The 19445-nt window shown below is 35.2% G+C and carries 17 protein-coding genes and 1 pseudogene; 11 read left to right on the plus strand and 7 right to left on the minus strand.

The features are described from left to right. Positions 1-256 precede the first annotated feature (256 nt). The gene (gene gdhA / locus CQA38_RS00065) at positions 257-1609 is read right to left on the minus strand and encodes an NADP-specific glutamate dehydrogenase (protein WP_137631969.1); all 1353 of its coding nucleotides are present in this window, start codon (positions 1607-1609) and stop codon (positions 257-259) included. Between the two features lie 245 nt (positions 1610-1854). Between gdhA and CQA38_RS00070 the strand changes: the two genes are divergently transcribed. Next, positions 1855-2820, plus strand: coding sequence for a Ppx/GppA family phosphatase (locus CQA38_RS00070; protein WP_137631970.1), 966 nt, complete (start codon positions 1855-1857; stop codon positions 2818-2820). 29 nt (positions 2821-2849) lie between these two features. After that, the gene (gene serC / locus CQA38_RS00075) at positions 2850-3926 is read left to right on the plus strand and encodes a phosphoserine transaminase (RefSeq protein WP_137631971.1); all 1077 of its coding nucleotides are present in this window, start codon (positions 2850-2852) and stop codon (positions 3924-3926) included. 17 nt (positions 3927-3943) lie between these two features. Here serC and CQA38_RS00080 read toward each other — a convergent pair whose 3' ends face one another. After that, the gene (locus tag CQA38_RS00080) at positions 3944-4765 is read right to left on the minus strand and encodes a peptidylprolyl isomerase (protein WP_137631972.1); all 822 of its coding nucleotides are present in this window, start codon (positions 4763-4765) and stop codon (positions 3944-3946) included. A 64-nt stretch (positions 4766-4829) separates the two neighbouring features. On the opposite strand from CQA38_RS00080, the gene gltX reads away from it, so the two are divergent. From gltX to CQA38_RS00105, 5 genes are all read left to right on the plus strand, one after another. Then, the gene (gene gltX / locus CQA38_RS00085) at positions 4830-6233 is read left to right on the plus strand and encodes a glutamate--tRNA ligase (protein ID WP_137631973.1); all 1404 of its coding nucleotides are present in this window, start codon (positions 4830-4832) and stop codon (positions 6231-6233) included. Further along, on the plus strand, positions 6230-6889 hold the full coding sequence (locus tag CQA38_RS00090; RefSeq protein WP_137631974.1) for an MqnA/MqnD/SBP family protein: 660 nt from the start codon (positions 6230-6232) through the stop codon (positions 6887-6889). The genes gltX and CQA38_RS00090 overlap by 4 nt, the downstream gene beginning before the upstream one ends. Before the next feature lie 57 nt (positions 6890-6946). Continuing rightward, entirely contained in the window at positions 6947-7717 is a 771-nt protein-coding gene (locus CQA38_RS00095; protein WP_137631975.1) for a pyridoxine 5'-phosphate synthase, read from the plus strand. Continuing rightward, entirely contained in the window at positions 7714-8898 is a 1185-nt protein-coding gene (gene pdxA, locus CQA38_RS00100; RefSeq protein ID WP_137631976.1) for a 4-hydroxythreonine-4-phosphate dehydrogenase, read from the plus strand. The genes CQA38_RS00095 and pdxA overlap by 4 nt, the downstream gene beginning before the upstream one ends. A 92-nt stretch (positions 8899-8990) precedes the next feature. Further along, positions 8991-10526, plus strand: a complete 1536-nt coding sequence (locus CQA38_RS00105; RefSeq protein ID WP_137631977.1) for an inorganic phosphate transporter — start codon at positions 8991-8993, stop codon at positions 10524-10526. On the opposite strand, the gene CQA38_RS00110 is transcribed toward CQA38_RS00105, so the two are convergent. The 3 genes and pseudogenes from CQA38_RS00110 to CQA38_RS00120 form a co-directional block, all read right to left on the minus strand. After that, entirely contained in the window at positions 10504-11823 is a 1320-nt protein-coding gene (locus tag CQA38_RS00110; RefSeq protein ID WP_137631978.1) for a (Fe-S)-binding protein, read from the minus strand. The two genes, CQA38_RS00105 and CQA38_RS00110, sit on opposite strands and share 23 nt — an antisense overlap. 2 nt (positions 11824-11825) lie before the next feature. Beyond that, on the minus strand, positions 11826-13178 hold the full coding sequence (hemN, locus tag CQA38_RS00115; protein ID WP_137631979.1) for an oxygen-independent coproporphyrinogen III oxidase: 1353 nt from the start codon (positions 13176-13178) through the stop codon (positions 11826-11828). Beyond that, positions 13165-13657 (minus strand): annotated as a pseudogene (locus tag CQA38_RS00120) (DUF2603 domain-containing protein). The gene hemN and the pseudogene CQA38_RS00120 overlap by 14 nt, the downstream one beginning before the upstream one ends. A gap of 270 nt (positions 13658-13927) precedes the next feature. Here CQA38_RS00120 and CQA38_RS00125 point away from each other — a divergent pair. Next, complete coding sequence (locus CQA38_RS00125) at positions 13928-15337, plus strand: DASS family sodium-coupled anion symporter (protein ID WP_137631980.1); 1410 nt, start codon at positions 13928-13930, stop codon at positions 15335-15337. Here CQA38_RS00125 and argF read toward each other — a convergent pair. Both argF and hemB read right to left on the minus strand, forming a co-directional pair. Then, the gene (gene argF / locus CQA38_RS00130; RefSeq protein WP_137631981.1) at positions 15334-16233 is read right to left on the minus strand and encodes an ornithine carbamoyltransferase; all 900 of its coding nucleotides are present in this window, start codon (positions 16231-16233) and stop codon (positions 15334-15336) included. The genes CQA38_RS00125 and argF overlap by 4 nt on opposite strands. 117 nt (positions 16234-16350) lie before the next feature. Further along, entirely contained in the window at positions 16351-17337 is a 987-nt protein-coding gene (gene hemB / locus CQA38_RS00135) for a porphobilinogen synthase (RefSeq protein WP_137631982.1), read from the minus strand. A gap of 67 nt (positions 17338-17404) precedes the next feature. On the opposite strand from hemB, the gene ribA reads away from it, so the two are divergent. From ribA to CQA38_RS00150, 3 genes are read left to right on the plus strand one after another with little or no spacing between them, the layout of a single operon-like run. Continuing rightward, positions 17405-17980 carry a GTP cyclohydrolase II gene (gene ribA / locus CQA38_RS00140; protein ID WP_137631983.1) on the plus strand — a complete coding sequence of 192 codons (576 nt, stop codon included), beginning with the start codon at positions 17405-17407 and terminating at the stop codon, positions 17978-17980. A 1-nt stretch (position 17981) separates the two neighbouring features. Next, positions 17982-18593 carry a 16S rRNA (guanine(527)-N(7))-methyltransferase RsmG gene (rsmG, locus tag CQA38_RS00145; RefSeq protein WP_137631984.1) on the plus strand — a complete coding sequence of 204 codons (612 nt, stop codon included), beginning with the start codon at positions 17982-17984 and terminating at the stop codon, positions 18591-18593. Positions 18594-18622: 29 nt separating this feature from the next. Beyond that, positions 18623-19006 carry a hypothetical protein gene (locus tag CQA38_RS00150; protein WP_137631985.1) on the plus strand — a complete coding sequence of 128 codons (384 nt, stop codon included), beginning with the start codon at positions 18623-18625 and terminating at the stop codon, positions 19004-19006. The last annotated feature ends 439 nt before the right edge of the window (positions 19007-19445 follow it).

The following is a 19445-nucleotide window of genomic DNA, read 5'->3' on the forward strand; positions in this document are numbered from 1 at the left end:
TTAAATTTCTATTAATATTTAAAATTCTTAAATTCAAATACAATTTATTCATTCATATTCTCCTAATAACGCCATTCATCACTTATTTAAAGATTTAAATACGCTATAATGAATAAAACTTATATGATATTTATCGTTTTTTGTCTAAATTTATGTAAAGAATATAAGATATCATCAATCCTATTTAAAAAGCAAAACCACTAAAGCAACTAAGATGAGTTTAAGCTTAGCTCATCTTAGTTAAATTTTGTATTTATCAGCAATACCCTTGCTCAAGCATAGCTTCAGCGACTTTTCTAAAGCCGGCTATATTTGAGCCTACGACAAGGTTTCCAGCGTGTTTGAATTCTTTTGCGGTTTCATAAGAATTATGAAAGATGTCCTTCATAATCTTATGCAGTTTTTTATCCACTTCTTCAAAGCTCCATTGTGCCATGCTTGCATTTTGTTGCATTTCAAGCTGAGAAGTTGCTACCCCGCCAGCATTTGCAGCCTTAGCTGGAGCAAAATGAAAGTCTTTTTGAGCAAGCATAAAATCAATCGCTTCTAAAGAGCTTGGCATATTTGCGCCCTCAGCCACAAAACGACAACCATTAGCATAAAGGGTTTTAATATCGGCTAAATTCAGCTCATTTTCAGTCGCGCTTGGAAAAGCTCCATCACACTTGACGCTCCAAACACCATTTGTGCCTTTTTTGTATTTATCTACACTTACAAACTCAGCACCTTTTTTTGCTTTTGCATAATCACTCACTCTACCTCGCTTGACTTCTTTAATCTCTTTTAAAAGCTTAAGATCAATGCCTTCTTTATCATACACAAAACCAGAGCTGTCGCTAATCGTAACAGCTTTTGCACCAAAAGCAGCAAGTTTTTCTATAGTATAAATAGCCACATTTCCACTTCCTGAGACAGCACAAACCTTGCCTTCAAGCGAATCTTTTGCCTTTTTAAGCATTTCATCAGCAAAATATACACAACCATAACCAGTAGCTTCAGTCCTTGCAAGGCTTCCGCCCCATTTTAGCCCTTTTCCTGTAAGTGTGCCATCAAATAAATTGGTGAGTTTTTTATATGCTCCAAACATATAGCCTATCTCTCGCCCGCCAACGCCTATATCGCCAGCTGGCACATCAGTATTTGCACCGATGATTTTACTGAGTTCTAGCATAAAAGCTTGACAAAACCTCATAATCTCGCCCTCACTCTTACCCTTAGGATCAAAGTCTGATCCGCCCTTACCACCGCCTATCATAAGTCCTGTTAAAGAATTTTTAAAGATTTGTTCAAAGCCTAAAAATTTAAGCACATCTAAATTTACACTTGGGTGAAAACGAAGTCCGCCCTTATAAGGTCCAAGAGCCGAGCTAAACTGCACGCGGTAGCCCAAATTTGTTTGAGCTTTACCCTTATCATCGATCCACACGATGCGAAATTGAGTAACTTTTTCTGGCACCACAAGTCTTTCTAAAATGCTGTGCTGTTCATATCTTTTATCTGCCTTTAAAATAGGCTCTATAGAATGTAAAACCTCAGTAGCAGCTTGTAAAAAAGTGGGCTGAGAAGCTTTTTTGATATTTTCTAGCACCTTGTTGATGTATGCACTCATTGGCTCTCCTTTTATGTTTAAGTTTTAACTCAAACATTTTACAAAAAATCAGCTTTGAAAATACTTTAAAAAATATTTAAATTCATAAAAAAACTTAACAAATTTATAATTTATATAAAACTTTCTAACTATATCTATAATTTTGAGTTTAATGATAAAAAAGTTAAATTTGAAGTGATAAGGCGAAAATATTATTATAAAATAACATAAAAATTTATGAAAATTGTAAGTAAAGAAAGGAAAATATGCTTGGCATTGATCTTGGTTCAAACACGCTTCGAGCTGTTGAAATGAATGAGTGTTTTAAGGCGATAAAAGAAGCTGAATTTGTTATCGGCGCGGCTCGTGATTTAAGCAAGAGCAAAGAAATTTCTCAAGAAGCGATTGAAAGACTTAAAAATGCTTTAAAGGAGCTTGAAAATCAGGGTTTTGAGCTTAAAAATGCTTATGCAGTAGCTACGGCTGCGTTTCGCAAAGCAAATAATACTGAGGCGATTTTTAAAGAGTTAAAACAAGAATTTGGTGTAAATTTTAGGCTTATTAGTGCTGATGAAGAGGCTAGATTGAGCGTTTTGGGTATGAAAAATGCGCTGAAAAACTTAAATTTTGTGGAAAAAAATCTTGCATTTTGTGATTTGGGTGGAGCAAGCTGTGAGCTTTCTTTTAAGAACTTCTCACAAAGTTTTGATTTTGGTATCATTTCTTTTTATGAAAAAGCAAAAGCGAATTTTAAATTTAGTCAAAATACGAATTTATCAACCTTTAATACAAGATATTTTTTAAAAAATAACACAGATAAAAAGCTTAAACTTGAGTTTTTGCTTAAAGATAAATTCCTTAAACATCTTGCTTTTGAGGCTTTTAAGCAAAGTGATGAAGCTTTGCAAAAACTAAAGCATTTTCAGGGTAGGGTTGTGGTGCTTAATTCTGGTGTGCCTACAAGCGTAGCAGCCCTTAAAAAAGGCATAACGTATCAAAACTATCAAGCAAGGCTTATTAATGGCACATTTTTAAGACAGAATGACTTTTTGCATTTTGCCTTAAAACTTTCAAAGATGAGTAAAGCTCAAGCTGATTTTTGGGTAGGAAAAGACAGAAGCCATTTTCTTATCGCTGGAGCGTTTTTGCTTTTTGCTTTGTTTGATAGGCAAAAGCTCGTCGTTGTTGATGAGGGTTTAAGAGAAGGTGTTTGTATCGCGGCACAAAATTAGCTATAATTTCATTTTGCAAAGGAGAACAGATGAGAAAAATCAATTTTAGCGCAGGTCCATCAACCCTGCCCTTAAGTATCTTAAAACAAGCTCAAGAAGAGCTTTTAGACTATGAAAATAAGGGCTTTTCTATTATGGAGATCAGCCATAGAACCAAAGTTTTTGAAGAAGTGCATTTTGAAGCGATGAATAATGCAAAAAAACTTTATGGCATAGATGATGAGTATGAAGTGCTGTTTTTGCAAGGTGGAGCAAGCCTTCAATTTGCGATGATTCCTATGAATTTAGCCTTAAATGGAGTATGCGAATATGTCAATACTGGCATTTGGACAAAAAAAGCCATTAAAGAAGCTTTGATTTTAGGCATCAACCACAAAGTCATCGCAAGTAGCGAGGAACAAAGCTTTTCTTATATCCCAGAATTTGAGTTTTCGCCAAATGCTGATTATGGTTATATTTGCTCAAATAACACTATCTATGGAACGCAGTATAAAAGCTATCCAAAGAGCAAATGCCCCTTAATCGTCGATGCTTCAAGTGATTTTTTCTCAAGAAAGGTTGATTTTAGCAATATAGGTGTGTTGTATGGAGGCGTGCAAAAAAATGCTGGAATTTCAGGGCTTGCTTGTGTGATTATCCGCAAAGATATGCTTGAAAGATCTAAGCAAAAAAACATACCAAGTATGCTTAAATACAGCATTCACAGTGAAAATAATTCTTTATTTAACACGCCACCAACCTTTGCGATTTATATGTTTGCTTTAGAGATGAAATGGCTTTTAGAGCAAGGCGGACTTGATAAGGTGCATGCAAACAATCAAGCCAAAGCTAAGCTTTTATACAGCACTATCGATGAAAGCAAGGGCTTTTATAAGGGGCATGCAAAGGTTGAGGATCGTTCTTTGATGAATGTGAGCTTTAACATAGCTACAAATGCTGAACTTGAGCCAATTTTCATCGAAGAAGCTCAAAAGCAAGATATGCTAGGACTTAAAGGACACAGGCTTTTAGGTGGAATTCGTGCGAGTATTTATAATGCTATAACTTTAGATCAGGTTAAAAGTTTGTGTGAATTTATGAAGCATTTTCAAGCTAAATTTGGTTAAGAGTGTAAAAATGGGCTTTAGCGAAGGTATTGTATCGTCGCTTTTGCCCTTGCTTTATCAAAAAAATCCTTAATAAAATTTTGTCTTTGCTCGTTGATATAGACATTTGCTACCTCTTCTTTAATCTGCTCAAAAGGCAGTGTTTGAGGCTGATGTTTGGCTTTGACTTGATAAATGCTTAACTCGCCGCTATTTTGGAGTATAGGCGAAAATTCGTTGATATTAAGTCTTGAAAGAAAGGCGAGCAAGCGTGGATCAGCATTGCTTGTGTTTAAATTTTCTCTATGCTCTTTCACGTTAGAAGCTTTTTTACCACCTTTTTGTAAATTTTCTAAATCCTTTGCTTCATAAGAGCTAAAAATATTAACATCAATGCTCGCGTAAAGCACAAACTCATTTGAATGTGTTTCAAAATACGATCTCATCGCATCTTCACTATTATCGATTTTTGCTCCGCTTGCCACTGCTTCGTAAAGCTTTTTTCTTTGCATTTGCTTTTTAAAATCTTCTTTAAAATCTTCCAAGCTTTCGCCACTTGAGCTTAAACTTGCTTGCAGACTTTGCATACTGCCCCCACTTTGAGCTAGCATTTTATTTAACTCGTTTTCAAGTTCAAACTCATTGATAAAAATTCCCATTCTTTTAGCTTCGCTCTCCTCTAAACGATCATTTATAAGCATAGATATAGCTTGATTTCTTGGCACTTTAAGTTCATTTATCGCTTCGTTAATCTCAAAAGAAGTGATAGGCTCTTTATTAACGATGATGGCGATAGAATTGATTTCTTGTGCGTGATTTAAAGAGAGTAAAAAGCATAAAAAAAAGCAAATTTTTTTCATATCAAACCTTTATTTAAGTATAAATATTGCATTATATCAATAAATTTTTACTAAAGGGCAAAAAATGCAAAATTTAACAACTCGTTTTGCTCCAAGCCCCACAGGATACTTGCATATCGGGGGTTTAAGAACAGCACTTTTTTCTTATCTTTATGCACGCAAAAATGGGGGCAAGTTTTTGTTGCGTATAGAAGATACAGACTTAAAACGCAATAGCCAGCAAGCAACTGAGGCTATAATACAAGCTTTTAAGTGGTGCAAGCTTGATTATGATGGGGCTATAGAGTATCAATCCAAACGTTTTGATATCTATAAAACTTATATTCAAAAGCTTCTTGATGAGGGCAAGGCGTATTATTGTTATATGAGTAAAGAAGAGCTTGACGTGCTAAGAGCGGCTCAAGAAGCTAGAAAAGAACGACCAAGGTATGATGGGCGTTATAGAGATTTCACCGGCACGCCACCTGCTGGGATTGCACCGGTTGTGAGGATTAAAGCACCTCAAGACGGCACTATTTCATTTATAGACGGCGTAAAGGGTGATATAAGCTTTGAGATAAAGGATATAATGGATGATTTTATTATCGCAAGAAGTGATTTAAGCCCAACTTATAATTTTACCGTTGTAATTGATGATGCTTTAATGGGCGTGAGTGATGTGATACGAGGCGATGATCATCTTTCAAATACGCCTAAACAAATCGTGCTTTATGAGGCTTTAGGCTTTAAGGTTCCAAAATTTTATCATCTAGCCATGATACACGGCGAGGATGGTAAAAAGCTTTCAAAAAGGCATGGGGCAACTGATGTGATGGAGTATAAGGCTTTAGGCTTTTTACCTGAGGCTTTGTTAAATTTTTTAGTGCGTTTGGGCTGGAGTCATGGTGATGATGAAATTTTTTCCCTAGAGCAGCTTAAAACCATCTTTGATCCAAGTCATATTAGCAAAAGTGCTTCAACTTATAGCTTTAAAAAGCTTGAATGGCTCAATGCTCATTATATCAAAACCCTAGCTTTTAAGGAATTAAACGAGCATATAAAAGAGCTTGGCTTTGATTTTTCTAGCATAAGCAAAGGAGAGTTTTTACTTGATCTTTTAAGAGAAAGGGCAAAAACCTTGCTAGAGCTTATAAGTTCTGCAAAAAGCATACTTAATGCCCCGCAAAGCTATGATGAAAAAGCAGTGGCAAAATTTATCACTGAGGCAAGCTTAGAGCTTTTAGAGGACTTTTTAAATGCCTTAAAGGCTGAAAAAAACTCTGATGTAATGAAAGCAAGCGAGCTTGAAAGCTTTACAAATAGCTTTTTAGAAAGCAAAAATGCCAAGCTAAAAGATTTAGCCCAAGCCTTACGCATAGCCATTACTGGAAGTTCAGTAAGCCCTAGTATCTTTGAAGTGCTTGAATTTATAGGCTTAGATGAGCTAGAATTAAGGGTAAATGCTTTTTTAAAGGCGATGAAGAAATGATATTTGGCAAGATTGATTATATCAATTTACTGCCCTTGCATATATACCTTAAAAAATACCCCCTGCCAAATGGCTTTAAAAAGGCTATGGAGTATAAAAAGGGCGTGCCAAGTAAGCTTAATCGTGACTTATTTTTCGCACGCATAGACGCAGCTGTAATTTCAAGCATAGAAAGTGCGCGTAAAAAATACCAGAATTTAGACTTTGGAATTTGTGCCAATAAAAAAGTCAAATCCGTTCTTGTTGAAAAAAATACCAAGTCAGCAAAAGACACAGCTTCAGCAACTTCAAATGCCCTAGCTCATGTTTTAAAACAAAAGGGCAGGGTAATCATAGGCGATAAGGCTTTAAAACTTTATCTAAAAGAGCCAAATGCCTATGTTGATTTGTGTGAGCGTTGGCATGAAAAGACAAATTTACCCTTTGTATTTGCTCGCTTTTCTTGTCTTAGAAAAAAGGCTTTATTTGCAAAAATTTTAAGTCAGTTTGATAAAAAAAAGATTAAAATTCCAAACTATATACTCAAGCATTATGCCCAAAGTAGGGGTATAAGTGAGGCTGCGATTAAGGCATATTTAAGTCTAATTTATTATGATATAAAGGTAAAAGAAAAAAAGGCTTTAAAACGTTTTTTAAAAGAAACTTCAAAGCTTTAATAAAAGCAAAATCAAGCTTTTGTGTATTCATTTTAAGTTAAATTTAAAGGATAAATCATGCTTTTAGGCGTAAATATCGATCATATCGCTGTTTTAAGAGAGGCTCGAAAGGTTGATGATCCTCAAGTACTTGAGGCAGCATTTGTGGCTGCAAGATATGCTGATCTTATCACGCTTCATGTAAGAGAAGATCGCCGACATGCCAATGAAAACGATCTTAAAGAGATCACTACACTTTGCAAAAGCGTAGTGAATTTAGAGTGTGCTAATACTGATGAAATGATAGAGCTCGCCCTACGTTATAAGCCTTACAAAGTTACTTTAGTGCCTGAAAAAAGGCAAGAACTTACCACAGAAGGCGGCTTAAATCTCGATATAAAAGGGCTTGATAGCAATATTAACAAACTTAAGCAAGCTGGGATCGAAGTCTCACTCTTTATCGATGCAAATGAAGCTGATATTTCTAAGGCAAAGTTTTTAAATGCTGATAGCATAGAGCTTCACACCGGAGTGTATGCAAATTTACACAATGCTCTTTTTAGCAATATCCTACGCACACCTTACAAGATCAAAGAATTTGATCTTGATAAAAGCAACTTAAAGCTCAAGCTTGAAAATGAGTTAGAAAGGCTTAAAACAGCAGCTGCTTTGGCTCAAAGTTTAAATTTATTTGTCGTGGCTGGACATGGTTTAAATTATAAAAATGTCAAAGATATAGCCCAAATCAAAGAGATCAAAGAGCTTAACATAGGACAAAGTATCATTGCGCGTTCAGTTTTTGTCGGTTTAAAAGAAGCCATTTTAGAGATGAAAAGTTTGCTTGTATGAAAAAAACACCTCAAAAACGCCCAAAACTCGCCATCAGCATAGGCGATATCAATGGCATAGGTTTGGAGCTTTTGCTGACTTGTCATAAAAAAATTTCAAAATTTTGCGAGCCTTATTATTTTATCCATAAAAGACTTTTAAAACAAGGGCTTAAAAAGCTTGATTTGCACCTAGATGATGATTTTCATATCGTTGAGTTTGATAAGGGCGAGGTGTTTGAATTTAAAGAAGATAAAAGCTCAAAAAAACTGCGTATCTCAAGCTTTATAAGCCCTATTCAAAGTAAAAGTAAGAGTGAATTTAGCATTCAAGCTTCAAAGATTGATAAAAATAGCGGTTTGTATAGCTTTTTAAGTTTTGAAAGTGCGTGTTATTTTACCCAACAAGGCTTTGCAAAGGCGTTAATTACCCTGCCCATTCATAAAAAAGCTTGGCAGCTTGCAAATATAGACTATAAGGGGCATACTGGGGCTTTGAGTGATTTTTTTAAACAAGATGCTATTATGATGCTTGGTTGTTCTAAGCTTTTTGTTGCTCTTTTTACCGAACATATCCCCTTAAATGAGGTAAGCAAGCGTATCCAAATTCCAGCTTTAACTCGCTTTTTGATTAACTTTTACACACAAACTCATTTTAAAAATATAGGCGTTTTAGGATTTAATCCGCACGCAGGAGATTATGGGGCGATTGGTGGAGCTGAAGAAGAAAAGATGAAAAAAGCCGTGCAGATAAGCAATATTTTTTTAAATTTAAAAGAAAATCATAAAAATCAAAATTTTTTAGAAGCATATTTTGAAAAAAATAATGACGCATATATCCTAGAAAAGCTTTTAAAAGAACCTAAGATATGTGATATGCTTTATCAAAAAATGCATATAAAGCATTTTTATATCCCTGAAATTTTAGTCGCTGATACAGCCTTTAGCAAAGCTTCTTTAAAGCATTGCAACCGCCTTGTAAGTATGTATCATGATCTTGGGCTTGCTCCACTTAAAGCTTTGTATTTTGAAAAAAGTGTAAATATTAGCTTGAATTTACCTATCATTCGAACAAGTGTTGATCATGGCACTGCTTTTGATAAGGCTTATAAAAATGCAAAACTAAGTACAAAAAGTTATGAAGAAGCGGTAAAATCAGCCTTAAAGCTCATAAAAACAAAGCATTCTTCACGCCATTTTTAAACACTTTCAAGTAAATTTTTTATTTTTAAAAGCAAAAAAAGCGAAATCAAGCTATAATGATGATTTAAAAATCATTAAAAAAAGGTTTTATCGTGTTAAGAGATAATGCTGCGGCTTTGTTTATCTTTGTTATCAGCGTGATTTGCTTTTGGATATGGGGGTATAATTATATCCCAAATCACTATTTGATCTTATTTATTTTAGCGAGTGTTTTTGGCATTTTTATGGCATTTAACATAGGTGGAAATGATGTTGCAAATTCCTTTGGAACAAGTGTTGGGGCTAAAACGATCACGATCAAACAAGCCTTAATCATCGCGGCTGTGTTTGAGCTTAGTGGGGCAGTATTTGCTGGAGGTGAAGTGACTAAAACTATACGAAGCGGTATAGTTGTCTTTCCAACTGATTTAAATCCTATGCTTTTTGTCATTATTATGCTTTCTTCTCTTTTAAGCTCTGGCTTATGGATCTTTGTAGCGACAAAAAAGGGCTTGCCTGTTTCTACTACTCACAGCATTATAGGCGGTATAGTTGGTGCAAGTGTGGCTATGGGGGCGTTTTATTTTAGCGGAGCGCAAACTTTATCTATGGTAAATTGGCTTGAGATTGGCAGGATAGCCTTAAGCTGGGTGATTTCTCCACTTTTGGGTGGCTTGGTTTCTTATATGATCTTTTCTTATATCCACCGCAAAATTTTAAGCCCTTCACAAAAGCTTGGCGAAAATCTTAAAATCATCAAAAAAGAAAAGAAAAATTTCAAAGAAGAATTTTTCTCAAATCTTAAGCAAATGCCTCAAAGCGAACAGATTAAAGAACTCAGTGCTATTGTTTTAGACGATGAAGATGATGATGAAAAAACAAAAAGTTTTTATAAAAATAAAATGAAAGAGTATAAAGAACAAGAAAAAAATATGGATATTTTTACAGAAGCTAAGACGCATATTCCTATGGTTGGTTGCGTTGCGGCGATGATTATTGCTTCTATGTTTTTGTTTAAAGGACTTGATAAGGTAAGCACGCTTAATGCTATACAAAATGTTTGGATTGTTTGTATCATCGGTATCATCGCTTATACACTTACTTTTGCGGTGGTTAGGATAGTTAAGAAAACAGAACTTAACAAAACTATAGATCGCATTTTTTCTTGGTTTCAAATTTTTACTGCTTCAAGCTTTGCGTTTTCGCATGGTGCAAATGATATTGCAAATGCTTTAGGACCTTTTGCGGCGATTTTAGATGTGTTTAAAAACGGCGTGATTAATCCAAGCTCTCCTGTGCCTTTTGCTGTGCTTTTGATGTTTGGTATTGCTCTTGTGATAGGGCTTTGGTTCTTGGGAAAAGAAGTGATTACAACGGTTGGCTCAAAACTCGCACAAATCAAGCCTACAACAGGCTTTAGTGCAGAACTTGGTGCAAGTATAGTGATCTTGCTTGCGACACAATTTGGCATACCGGTAAGCTCTACACATATACTCATAGGGGCGATTTTAGGCATAGGCTTGTATAATAAAAATGCAAATTGGGCGATGATGAAGCCTATAGGTTTGGCTTGGATCATCACCTTGCCAGTTGCTGGGATTTTAGGGGCTGTGTTTTTCTTTGGTTTTAAGCTTGCTCTTGGCTTGTAAGCACCAAAGCGATAAGCTCGAGTGGATTTTTAAACAAAACTTCACTTTGAGCTTGAGTAAGAGCATTTGAAATTTGCATTCTACAGGCTGAGCATTCTGCGCTGATGATTTGAGCTTTGCTGGCTTTGATATCCTCTGCCTTTTTAAGCCCAACTTTTAAAGAATTTTCATAATACTCAGTTTGCATACTCACTCCACCAAAGCCACAGCAAGTATCTTTTTGTGAAAGCTCTACGAGTTTAAAATTCGCCCCTAATAAAGCTCTTGGCTCTTTAAAAACGCCTTGCATTTTTTTTGCATGACAAGGATCATGATAAGTGATAAGCAAATCTTGCTTGCCTCTTTTTTCAAGCAAGCTTAAAAGCTCATTTTGCTCATAAAAATATTTTGTTGCCAAAACAATCTTACTTGCAACTTGCTTTGCTCTTTTAGCCCAATCAGGCTGATTAAGTAGCTCAAAAAAATGCTCATAATCCACATTTAACATTGCCGAACAAGTCGCTTCTGGCACAATGATAGCTTCAAGAGTCTCAAGTTTTTTTTCAAAATATTCTATATTTTTTTTAGCCAAAACCTCAACTCTTTTAAAATCACCCGTAAAATACTGAGGCGCTCCACAGCATACTTGATCTTTCATTAAATCCACATTGATTTTAAGCTCTTTAGCGATGGTTAAAACCGCTTCAGCCGTGCTTGTATAAGCATAGTTTGCTAAGCAACCCACAAAAAAGCCTATGCTTTTTGCTCCGCCATTATCTACAAATTCAGGCTGTGAGTTTAAAAAGCTTTTTTTGTTTAAGCTTATAAGCAAACGTCCTTTTTTCACCATAGGAAAAGAAAATCTTGCTCTCATACCAAAGCTTTTTTGTAAATTGCCTTTTTTATCAGTATTTGCAATGCTATTTTGTCCTTGAATTTTAAAAGCACAGCTTTGAAAAACATAGCCAAATTTTGCCACTATATCCATAATCTTGCGTTTGGAAAGCAAGAAAAAAGCAAGTTTTTTATACCAAGCAATGCCGTATTTTTGAGCCAAATCAAAACGAATAGCCTCGATCGCGCTATCAACCCGCAAGCTACTAGGACAAGCTTGCACGCAATTTGTGCATAAAAAACAGCTTTCAAATATCTTTTTGACATTTTTATCAAGCGCTAGCTCTTCTTCTTTTACCGCTGTGATTAAGTCTAAAAAGCCCCTTGGACTCGTTGTTTCATCAGCATTGATCTCATGGATAGTGCAAGCTGGGATACATTTGCCACATTTTACACACGCATTTGTTATATCTTTTAAAAGCATTATTACACCGTTTTTGAAAAAACTTTTTGATCGCGGTATTTTTGCAAATACGCATCAAAACACATAGCGATATTTCTTATCAGCAAAGCCCCTGTTTCATTGACTTTTAAGGTATTTTCATCAAGGCTAAAAAAGTCTTTGTATTCGTCTAAAAGTTCTAAATCCCTAGCAAAATACGTCCTAAAATCAATGCCAAATTCACGCTCAATACCTTTGATATCAAGAGCAAAATTTGCCATCAAAGACATAATCACAGCCTTTCGCAACTTATCATCATCATTTAAAAGCACGCCCTTTTCAAAAGGAAGTCTGCCCTCATCAATAGCCTTTTCATAGCTTGGCATATCTTTGTAATTTTGCGCATAATGACTCATACCCTCGCCTATGCTTGTAAGCCCAACACCGATTAAATCAGCTCCGCCTCTAGTAGTATAGCCTTGAAAATTTCTATGCAAAGAGCCATTTTCTAGGGCTTTAAACAATTCATCATCTGGTTTTGCAAAATGATCCATACCTATCATTTTATAATGATTTTGCGTTAAAAACTTTTCGCAGTATTCTAAAATTTCAAGCTTGACATCTGGACTTGGTAGGGTTGTTTCATCAAATTTACGCATATTTTTTTTAAGCCAAGGCACATGAGCGTAATTAAAAATCGCAAAGCGATCCGGATTTATAAGCAAGGCTTTTTCAAGAGTTTTGCTAAAACTTTGCAAATTTTGAAAAGGTAGTCCATAAATTAAGTCCATATTCACAGACTTAACACCCTTGCTACGCATCATTTCTACCGCTTTTAAAGTCAGTTCAAAGGGCTGAATTCTATGAATTTCTTTTTGCACTTTTTCATCAAAGTCTTGCACGCCAAAGCTGATTCTGTTAAAGCCATTTTGCGTTAAAATCTCAGCTTGATCCTCGTTTAAAAACCTAGGATCAATCTCACAGCTTAACTCAGCCTTATCATCAAAATTCACAAATACACTTTTTATCTTAGTGATTAAAGAAGCAAGTTGCGAGGCTGAAAAAAAAGTCGGTGTGCCACCACCAAAGTGCATTTGAACGACTTTTCTTTGTGTGTTTATGTGCGTTTTTAAAAGATCAAGTTCGGCAAATAGATACTTTAAATACCGCTCTTTATTTTCTTCCTTAGCAGTATATATGACATTACAGCCGCAAAAATAACACGCACTCCTACAAAAAGGCAGGTGAAAATACAAAGACAAATCCCTTGTTTGAGCTTTAAGAATGTTTATATAATCTTGATATGCAAACTCAGCATTAAATTCTAAAGCCGTAGGATAAGAAGTATAACGAGGTCCGGGTTTTGAATACTTCACAAAAGCCTTATAATCTCTCATTGTGCTTCACCTTGCATGACAAGACTTTCCATATCGACAAAAAGATTTGGGTGTTCTTTTTTGATATTTTCCATGAGCTTTGAAAGATCGATATTAAGTTGAGTGGTGTTATTTTTAGCTTGTTTTTTGATCTCGTCCATCGCCACAATCCAAACATCATTAAAATCAATGGGAATTTGCTGATAAATCGCCTTTTCAAGCCTAAGCTCAAAATTTTCTTTTTGAAGCTCTTTAAGTCCTTCAAGCATGCTTTTAAGGCTATTGATTGAAATCAAAGTATGCAAATTATCTTCCTCATCAATGACAAACCAAGGCTCAGGAGCTTGCCAATGTCCGCTTTTAAGGCTTAAAATTTTTTCATTTTCATTTTGGGTATTTTTGAGTTCAAGTATAGTTTTATCATCTGCTTTAATGCCTAAATTCTGACTTAATTCATCTATCTTTTGGAGGCTTTTACTTTGTTTTTCTAGGCTTTTCATCAATTTTTCCTTATTTGTTCGTTTATGATTTTAAGATTATAGCACTTTTTGACTTAGAAAGATAAAACAAAAAGAGAAAAAGCTTTAAAAACTTTAGCACAAGCTAAGTTGCAAGATAAAAAATGAAAGAACTTTTCAGGATAGTTTTATCAATAAAACTTTATAAAATTTACAAAATGAAACCTTGCTTTCTTAAATTTTGCTTCTTTTTTACACAAACTGAGCTAAGATAAGTTATAATCTTTTTCAAAAAGCGATCTTGGAGCAAAGATGAGCCAAAAAGCCCAGCTTAACAAACAAAAATTAAAAGATGAGCAATTTTTTAAAATTTTTTTAGGCTTGGTTTTGGCAGTATTCCTTGCTCTCATCGCTACAGCGATAGCATTCTTTTACCTCAAAGCTTCCATTAAAGTTTCTATCTTGCTTGGTATAATGGCACTTTTGGTGACTTTATGGACGAACAAAGCCTTACCTATGGGCGTTGTTTCCTTGCTTCCTATTATACTTTTTCCTAGTTTTGGAATTTTAGAGACAAAACAAGCCACTGCAAATTATGCTAATCCCATAATATTTTTATTTTTAGGTGGCTTTATGATTGCTACAGCTACTGAGAAAACAGGACTTCACAAGGTGATCGCCAAGACTTTTTTAAGTCGCTTTCCTCAAACCCCAAAAGGCGTGATTTGCGCTCTTGGCTTTGCAAGTATAGTGCTTGGCTCTGCTTTGTCAAACTCAACCGTAGCTCTTTTACTCTTACCTGTTGCGATGTCAATCAGTGATGATACTTTTTTAAGAACGCGTTTTTTGCTTACTATAGCCTTTGCAGCAAGTATTAGTGGGATCACAACGCCTATTTCAAGTCCGCCAAATTTGATCTATCTTGGCTTTTTAGAAAATATCCACATGCCAAGTCTAAGCTTTACAACTTGGATTTTTATGATGCTTCCTATCACTTTGCTTATGCTTTTTGCGATGATTAAAATTCTTTCTTTTAATACTGAGGGCAAGAGCTTGAATTTAGAAGCTTTTACACAGATGAAAAGCACCAAAGAGCAAAAACGTTTGCTTGTATTTTTGTGCGCTTTACTCATCACTCTTTTTATAAACTCGCCTATAAAGCCATTTTACAATGGTTTGGGCTTAAATGAAAATGTGGTTTTGCTTGCCTTTGGTTTGATGATGTTTTTGCCAAAAATAGGCTTTTTATCATGGAATGATTCAAAATCCATACCTTATGAACTTATCTTTTTGTTTGGAGCAAGCTTTTGTATCGCCACAGCTTTTTCTCAAGCTGAGCTAAGTGGGGCATTTGAGAAGTTTTTCTTGCTTTTTAAGGATTTGCCTTTTGTGCTTTTTGTGTTTATCGCAAGTTGTTGTGCTATCGTTGCTACGAGCTTTTTATCCACTACAGCACTTATTGCTATCATCTTGCCTATTATCAATGTTGCTACAGTAAGCTTTTTAGATGAAACGCACCGCATGCTTGTTATGCTTATCATCACGATTTGTGCGAGCTTTTCTTTTATGATCCCTATCTCAACCCCGCCAAATGCTATAGTTTTTGCTCAAGGTGGGATTAAAACTTTAGATATGATGAAATTTGGAAGCTTGCTTACCCTTGTTGGTATTGTTTTAGTAACTTTGTTTGGGGTGTGGTATTGGTGGCTTTTTATCTTTTAACGATGAGTGTTTAAAAAACAAAGCAAAGACTTTACTACATAAAGCCTATTTACCGCCTCATCAAACACTTCTTTGCTATGAGCTTCAAACACTTCTTCGCTTACTTCATAGCCTCTATACGCTGGCAAGCAGTGCAAGAAAATCGCTTCTTTTTCAGCTTTTTTCATCGCTTCTTCATCGATGATAAAACCTTCAAAGTCTTTAAGCCTCTTTGTTTTTTCAGCTTCTTGTCCCATAGAAACCCAAGTATCAGTGATGATGACTTCTTTACCAGCTAGGGCTTCAAATTTATCATTTGTAAAGCTGAGTTTTGCACCTGATTTTTTAGCTTCATTGAGTGCAAACTCAAGCACATTTTCGTTGATCTTATAGCCTTTTGGTGTAGCAACGCTAAGCTCAAAGCCAAGTATTGAAGCCGTGATAAGCCAAGAATTACACATATTATTACTATCGCCTACATAAGCGATTTTGCCTTTTTTGTTGTATTCTTTAATGGTAAGCAAGTCCCCTAAAACTTGAGTTGGATGATACAAATCACTTAAGCCATTGATGATAGGTGCTTTGGAGTATTTAACAAATTCAAGCAAGGTTTCATGAGAATTGACTCTAAGCATGACAAAATCAACCATACTCGCAATCACCCTAGCCGTATCTTTGATAGGCTCGCCACGACTAAGTTGCAAGTCATTTGAGCTTAAAAACAAAGCCTTACCGCCAAGCTGAGTAATGCCAAGCTCAAAAGCCATTCGAGTGCGTGTAGAGTTTTTTTCAAAAATCATCGCCAAAGTTTTATCGATAAGCAATTTTTGCGGATTTTTTTTAAGCTCGCTAGCCTTAGCTACAAGAGCTAAAATTTCATCCTTGCTAAAATCCCTTAAAGTCAAACAATGCCTCATGATTATCCTTTCTCACGCAAATTAAAATTATAGCAAAAAATCATTCTTTTTTGCTCTTTTTGTCTTTAAAATATTATACCTCACAGCAAATTTCTTAGCGACAAGCTTTATCCCTCCTTAAATTTTCCCCTCTTTTATCAACCTTGCTACTTCTTTAGCATGATAGCTGATGATTAGCTTTGCGCCAGCTCTTTTAAAGGCGATCATCGTTTCTACCATTAGCTTTTCATAGTCTATCACGCCTAGCTTTGCGCCAGCTTTAAGCAAAGCGTATTCGCCACTGACATTATATACACAAATTGGAAGCAAGGTGTGATGAGCTAGCTCTTTGATGATATCAAGATATGCAAGGGCTGGTTTTACCATGAGTATATCAGCGCCTTGCTTTTCATCTTCAAGGCTTTCTAAAAGTGCTTCTTTGGCGTTAGCATAGTCCATTTGATAGCTTTTTCTGTCCCCATAACTTGGAGCAGATTCAGCTACATCTCTAAAAGGTCCATAAAAAGCTGAAGCAAATTTAGTCGAATACGCCATTATAGGTAGGTTTTCAAAGCCATTTTCATCAAGGGCTTTTCTCAAAGTAGCGATAATGCCATCCATCATACCACTTGGTGCGATCATATCAGCTCCAGCTTTTGCATGCACTAGGGCTTGCTTGGCTGAAATTTCAAGGGTAAGATCATTTGCCACGCTTTTAGTGTGCGGATCAATGATACCGCAATGTCCGTGATCTGTGTATTCACAAAAGCAAAGGTCAGTGATGATAAAAAGCTGTGGATACTCAGCCTTAATAGCCTTAATAGCTCTTGCAATGAGTGAGTTTTCATCAAGTGCTTCGCTGCCACAGCTATCTTTTAGCTCATTTTCTATCACCCCAAAAAGTATGATTGCTTTGATATCTAAGCTTACAAGTTCCTTGCACTCTTTTAAAAGCTCATCAATACTAAGCTGAAACACACCGGGCATTGAAGAAATTTCTTTTTTTACATTGTTACCATTTACCACAAAAAGCGGATAGATGAAGTCCTCTATTTTTAGGGAAGTTTCTTTTAGCATAGTCCTTAAATTTTCATTCATTCGCAATCTTCTTAGTCTTTTAAACATTTAATTTCCTTTTTTTTGGTAAAATCACAGCGATTTTAACATATTTTATTTTGATAAGGACTTAATTTTGGATATAAAAATTTCAGATCAAGCAAATTTACCAAGCAAATTTGGGCAGTTTCAAATTCAAAGCTTTAAAGAAAAGCTTGCAAGTGGCGAGGAAAAAGAGCATTTGTGTATCATAAAAGGCGATTTAAAAGGTGTTGTCAATATGAGAATTCATTCAGAATGCCTTACAGGAGATGCTTTAGGAAGCTTAAAATGCGATTGTGGTCCTCAGCTTGAGTTTGCACTTGATTATATAGAAAAAAATGGCGGTTTAATCATTTATCTTAGGCAAGAAGGGCGTGGAATAGGGCTTTTTAATAAAGTCAATGCTTATGCTTTACAAGATTGTGGGCTAAATACCATAGAAGCGAATCTCAAGCTTGGTTTTAAGGCTGATGAGAGGCATTATGAAGTCGTTGATTTTATACTCAAGCATTATCAAATCAAAGAAGTCAATTTGCTTACAAATAACCCCTTAAAGCTTGATAGCTTAGGCGTTAAGGTGCTTCAAAGAGTGCCGATTTTAATCAAAGCAAACCGCTTTAATGAAGGCTATCTTAAGGTAAAGCAAGAACAAATGGGGCATTTGCTTTAAAATGCTTGAGTATATCAAAAAGCTAAGTTTAAGCGAGCAAAAAAAGTTTGAAAATCAATGCTTAGAGTATAAAACGCTTTTAAGTGAATTTAATAAAGTGCATAATCTTAGCCATTTTAAAGACTTAGATAAAGAAATTTATGATAGCGTAAAAGTGCTTGATTTTAAAGACTTAAGCTTTGTTAAAACAGCGGTTGATATAGGTTCTGGGGCAGGTTTTCCAGCTCTTTTTTTAGCTCTTTTTTTAAGGGCTGATTTTCATCTTTTTGAGCCAAATGCTAAAAAATCAGCCTTTTTAAGACTTATAAAAACGCGTTTAAAGCTTGCAAATTTACATATCCATAAAGAAAAAATCGAGCTTTTTAAGCCCAAATTTAAAGCCGATCTCATCACCTCAAGAGCCTTGATGAAAGTTGAGCCACTTATCAAGCTTTGCGAGGGATTTTTTGATACAAATTCGCTTTTTTTACTTTATAAAGGAAGCGAGCTTGAAAATGAGCTTATACACCTCAAAGAAGTTGAAATCATCAATGACAAACAAAGAAAATATTGCTTTATCAAAGGAGCTGAAGCGTTAAAGGTATTAGAAACCATAAAAGCTTATAAAAGATAAAGCTAAATAAATTAACTCAAGGGATAAAAATGCTAATCTTTGGACACAAACTCATACAAAGTTTTCATTTTAAGCAAATTTTGAGCGAAAATGAGCTCAAAAGCGTTGATAAAAAAGATGAAAAAAATATATTTTGCTTCAAATACGATGAAAACTTCATCAAACTTTGTCTTGAAAAAGACTTTAAATTTGCTATCCTAGCTCAAAATGAAAATGAAATTTTACTTGCCAATGCCCTAAAAGCAAGCTTTATCTTGCTTAAAGATGAAAACTTAGCCCAAAAGGCAAGCAAAATGGCTGAATTTTATCTTTTTGATAGTAAAGTTTTGCTTCTTGTGCCACATTTAAAAGAACTTGAAAAAGCCTATAAACTAGGAGTTGATGGGGTTTTACTTGAAAGCTTCCTTAGATAATAAAAGCTCACAAATACACTTATCTTACCCAGTCTAACGATAAAAACAAGTGCTTAAACAAGTGTTATTTAGGCGTATCTTTGCAACTCACTCTTAAAAAAGAGCGAGTTTGCAATAGATTGAAGGTTTGTCAAGCCCACAAAAAAGTCTCGTATTACAAGGCTACATCATAGACTTGTAAAGCAAGGCTTAAAAAGCCTCTGAAAGATCCGGAGTGGAAATTTAAGGAAGACAAAGGATGCTCCGGACCTTTAAGAAGCTTTTATCAGCTCTTTTCACTTGTTTTAATTAAGCTTAAAATCAGCTTAATTTTCAGTTGATTTTGCTTCACGAAGAAGCAGTTAAAACTTACTTTTAAGCAAATTTCATTCCAAATTTGCTTAAAAAGCAAGGTTTTTTCATTTTTTATAAAATCTAACTCACTTCATATAACAAGCTA

Source organism: Campylobacter sp. MIT 12-5580 (genome assembly GCF_005406235.1).
Lineage (GTDB): Bacteria > Campylobacterota > Campylobacteria > Campylobacterales > Campylobacteraceae > Campylobacter_D.

Bases quoted from the DNA above. Each gene is read 5' to 3' on its own strand.
- gdhA (WP_137631969.1), bottom strand. From the start codon at position 1,609: ATGAGTGCATACATCAACAAGGTGCTAGAAAATATCAAAAAAGCTTCT.
- CQA38_RS00070 (WP_137631970.1), top strand. From the start codon at position 1,855: ATGCTTGGCATTGATCTTGGTTCAAACACGCTTCGAGCTGTTGAAATG.
- serC (WP_137631971.1), top strand. From the start codon at position 2,850: ATGAGAAAAATCAATTTTAGCGCAGGTCCATCAACCCTGCCCTTAAGT.
- CQA38_RS00080 (WP_137631972.1), bottom strand. From the start codon at position 4,765: ATGAAAAAAATTTGCTTTTTTTTATGCTTTTTACTCTCTTTAAATCAC.
- gltX (WP_137631973.1), top strand. From the start codon at position 4,830: ATGCAAAATTTAACAACTCGTTTTGCTCCAAGCCCCACAGGATACTTG.
- CQA38_RS00090 (WP_137631974.1), top strand. From the start codon at position 6,230: ATGATATTTGGCAAGATTGATTATATCAATTTACTGCCCTTGCATATA.
- CQA38_RS00095 (WP_137631975.1), top strand. From the start codon at position 6,947: ATGCTTTTAGGCGTAAATATCGATCATATCGCTGTTTTAAGAGAGGCT.
- pdxA (WP_137631976.1), top strand. From the start codon at position 7,714: ATGAAAAAAACACCTCAAAAACGCCCAAAACTCGCCATCAGCATAGGC.
- CQA38_RS00110 (WP_137631978.1), bottom strand. From the start codon at position 11,823: ATGCTTTTAAAAGATATAACAAATGCGTGTGTAAAATGTGGCAAATGT.
- hemN (WP_137631979.1), bottom strand. From the start codon at position 13,178: ATGAGAGATTATAAGGCTTTTGTGAAGTATTCAAAACCCGGACCTCGT.
- CQA38_RS00125 (WP_137631980.1), top strand. From the start codon at position 13,928: ATGAGCCAAAAAGCCCAGCTTAACAAACAAAAATTAAAAGATGAGCAA.
- argF (WP_137631981.1), bottom strand. From the start codon at position 16,233: ATGAGGCATTGTTTGACTTTAAGGGATTTTAGCAAGGATGAAATTTTA.
- hemB (WP_137631982.1), bottom strand. From the start codon at position 17,337: ATGTTTAAAAGACTAAGAAGATTGCGAATGAATGAAAATTTAAGGACT.
- rsmG (WP_137631984.1), top strand. From the start codon at position 17,982: ATGCTTGAGTATATCAAAAAGCTAAGTTTAAGCGAGCAAAAAAAGTTT.
- CQA38_RS00150 (WP_137631985.1), top strand. From the start codon at position 18,623: ATGCTAATCTTTGGACACAAACTCATACAAAGTTTTCATTTTAAGCAA.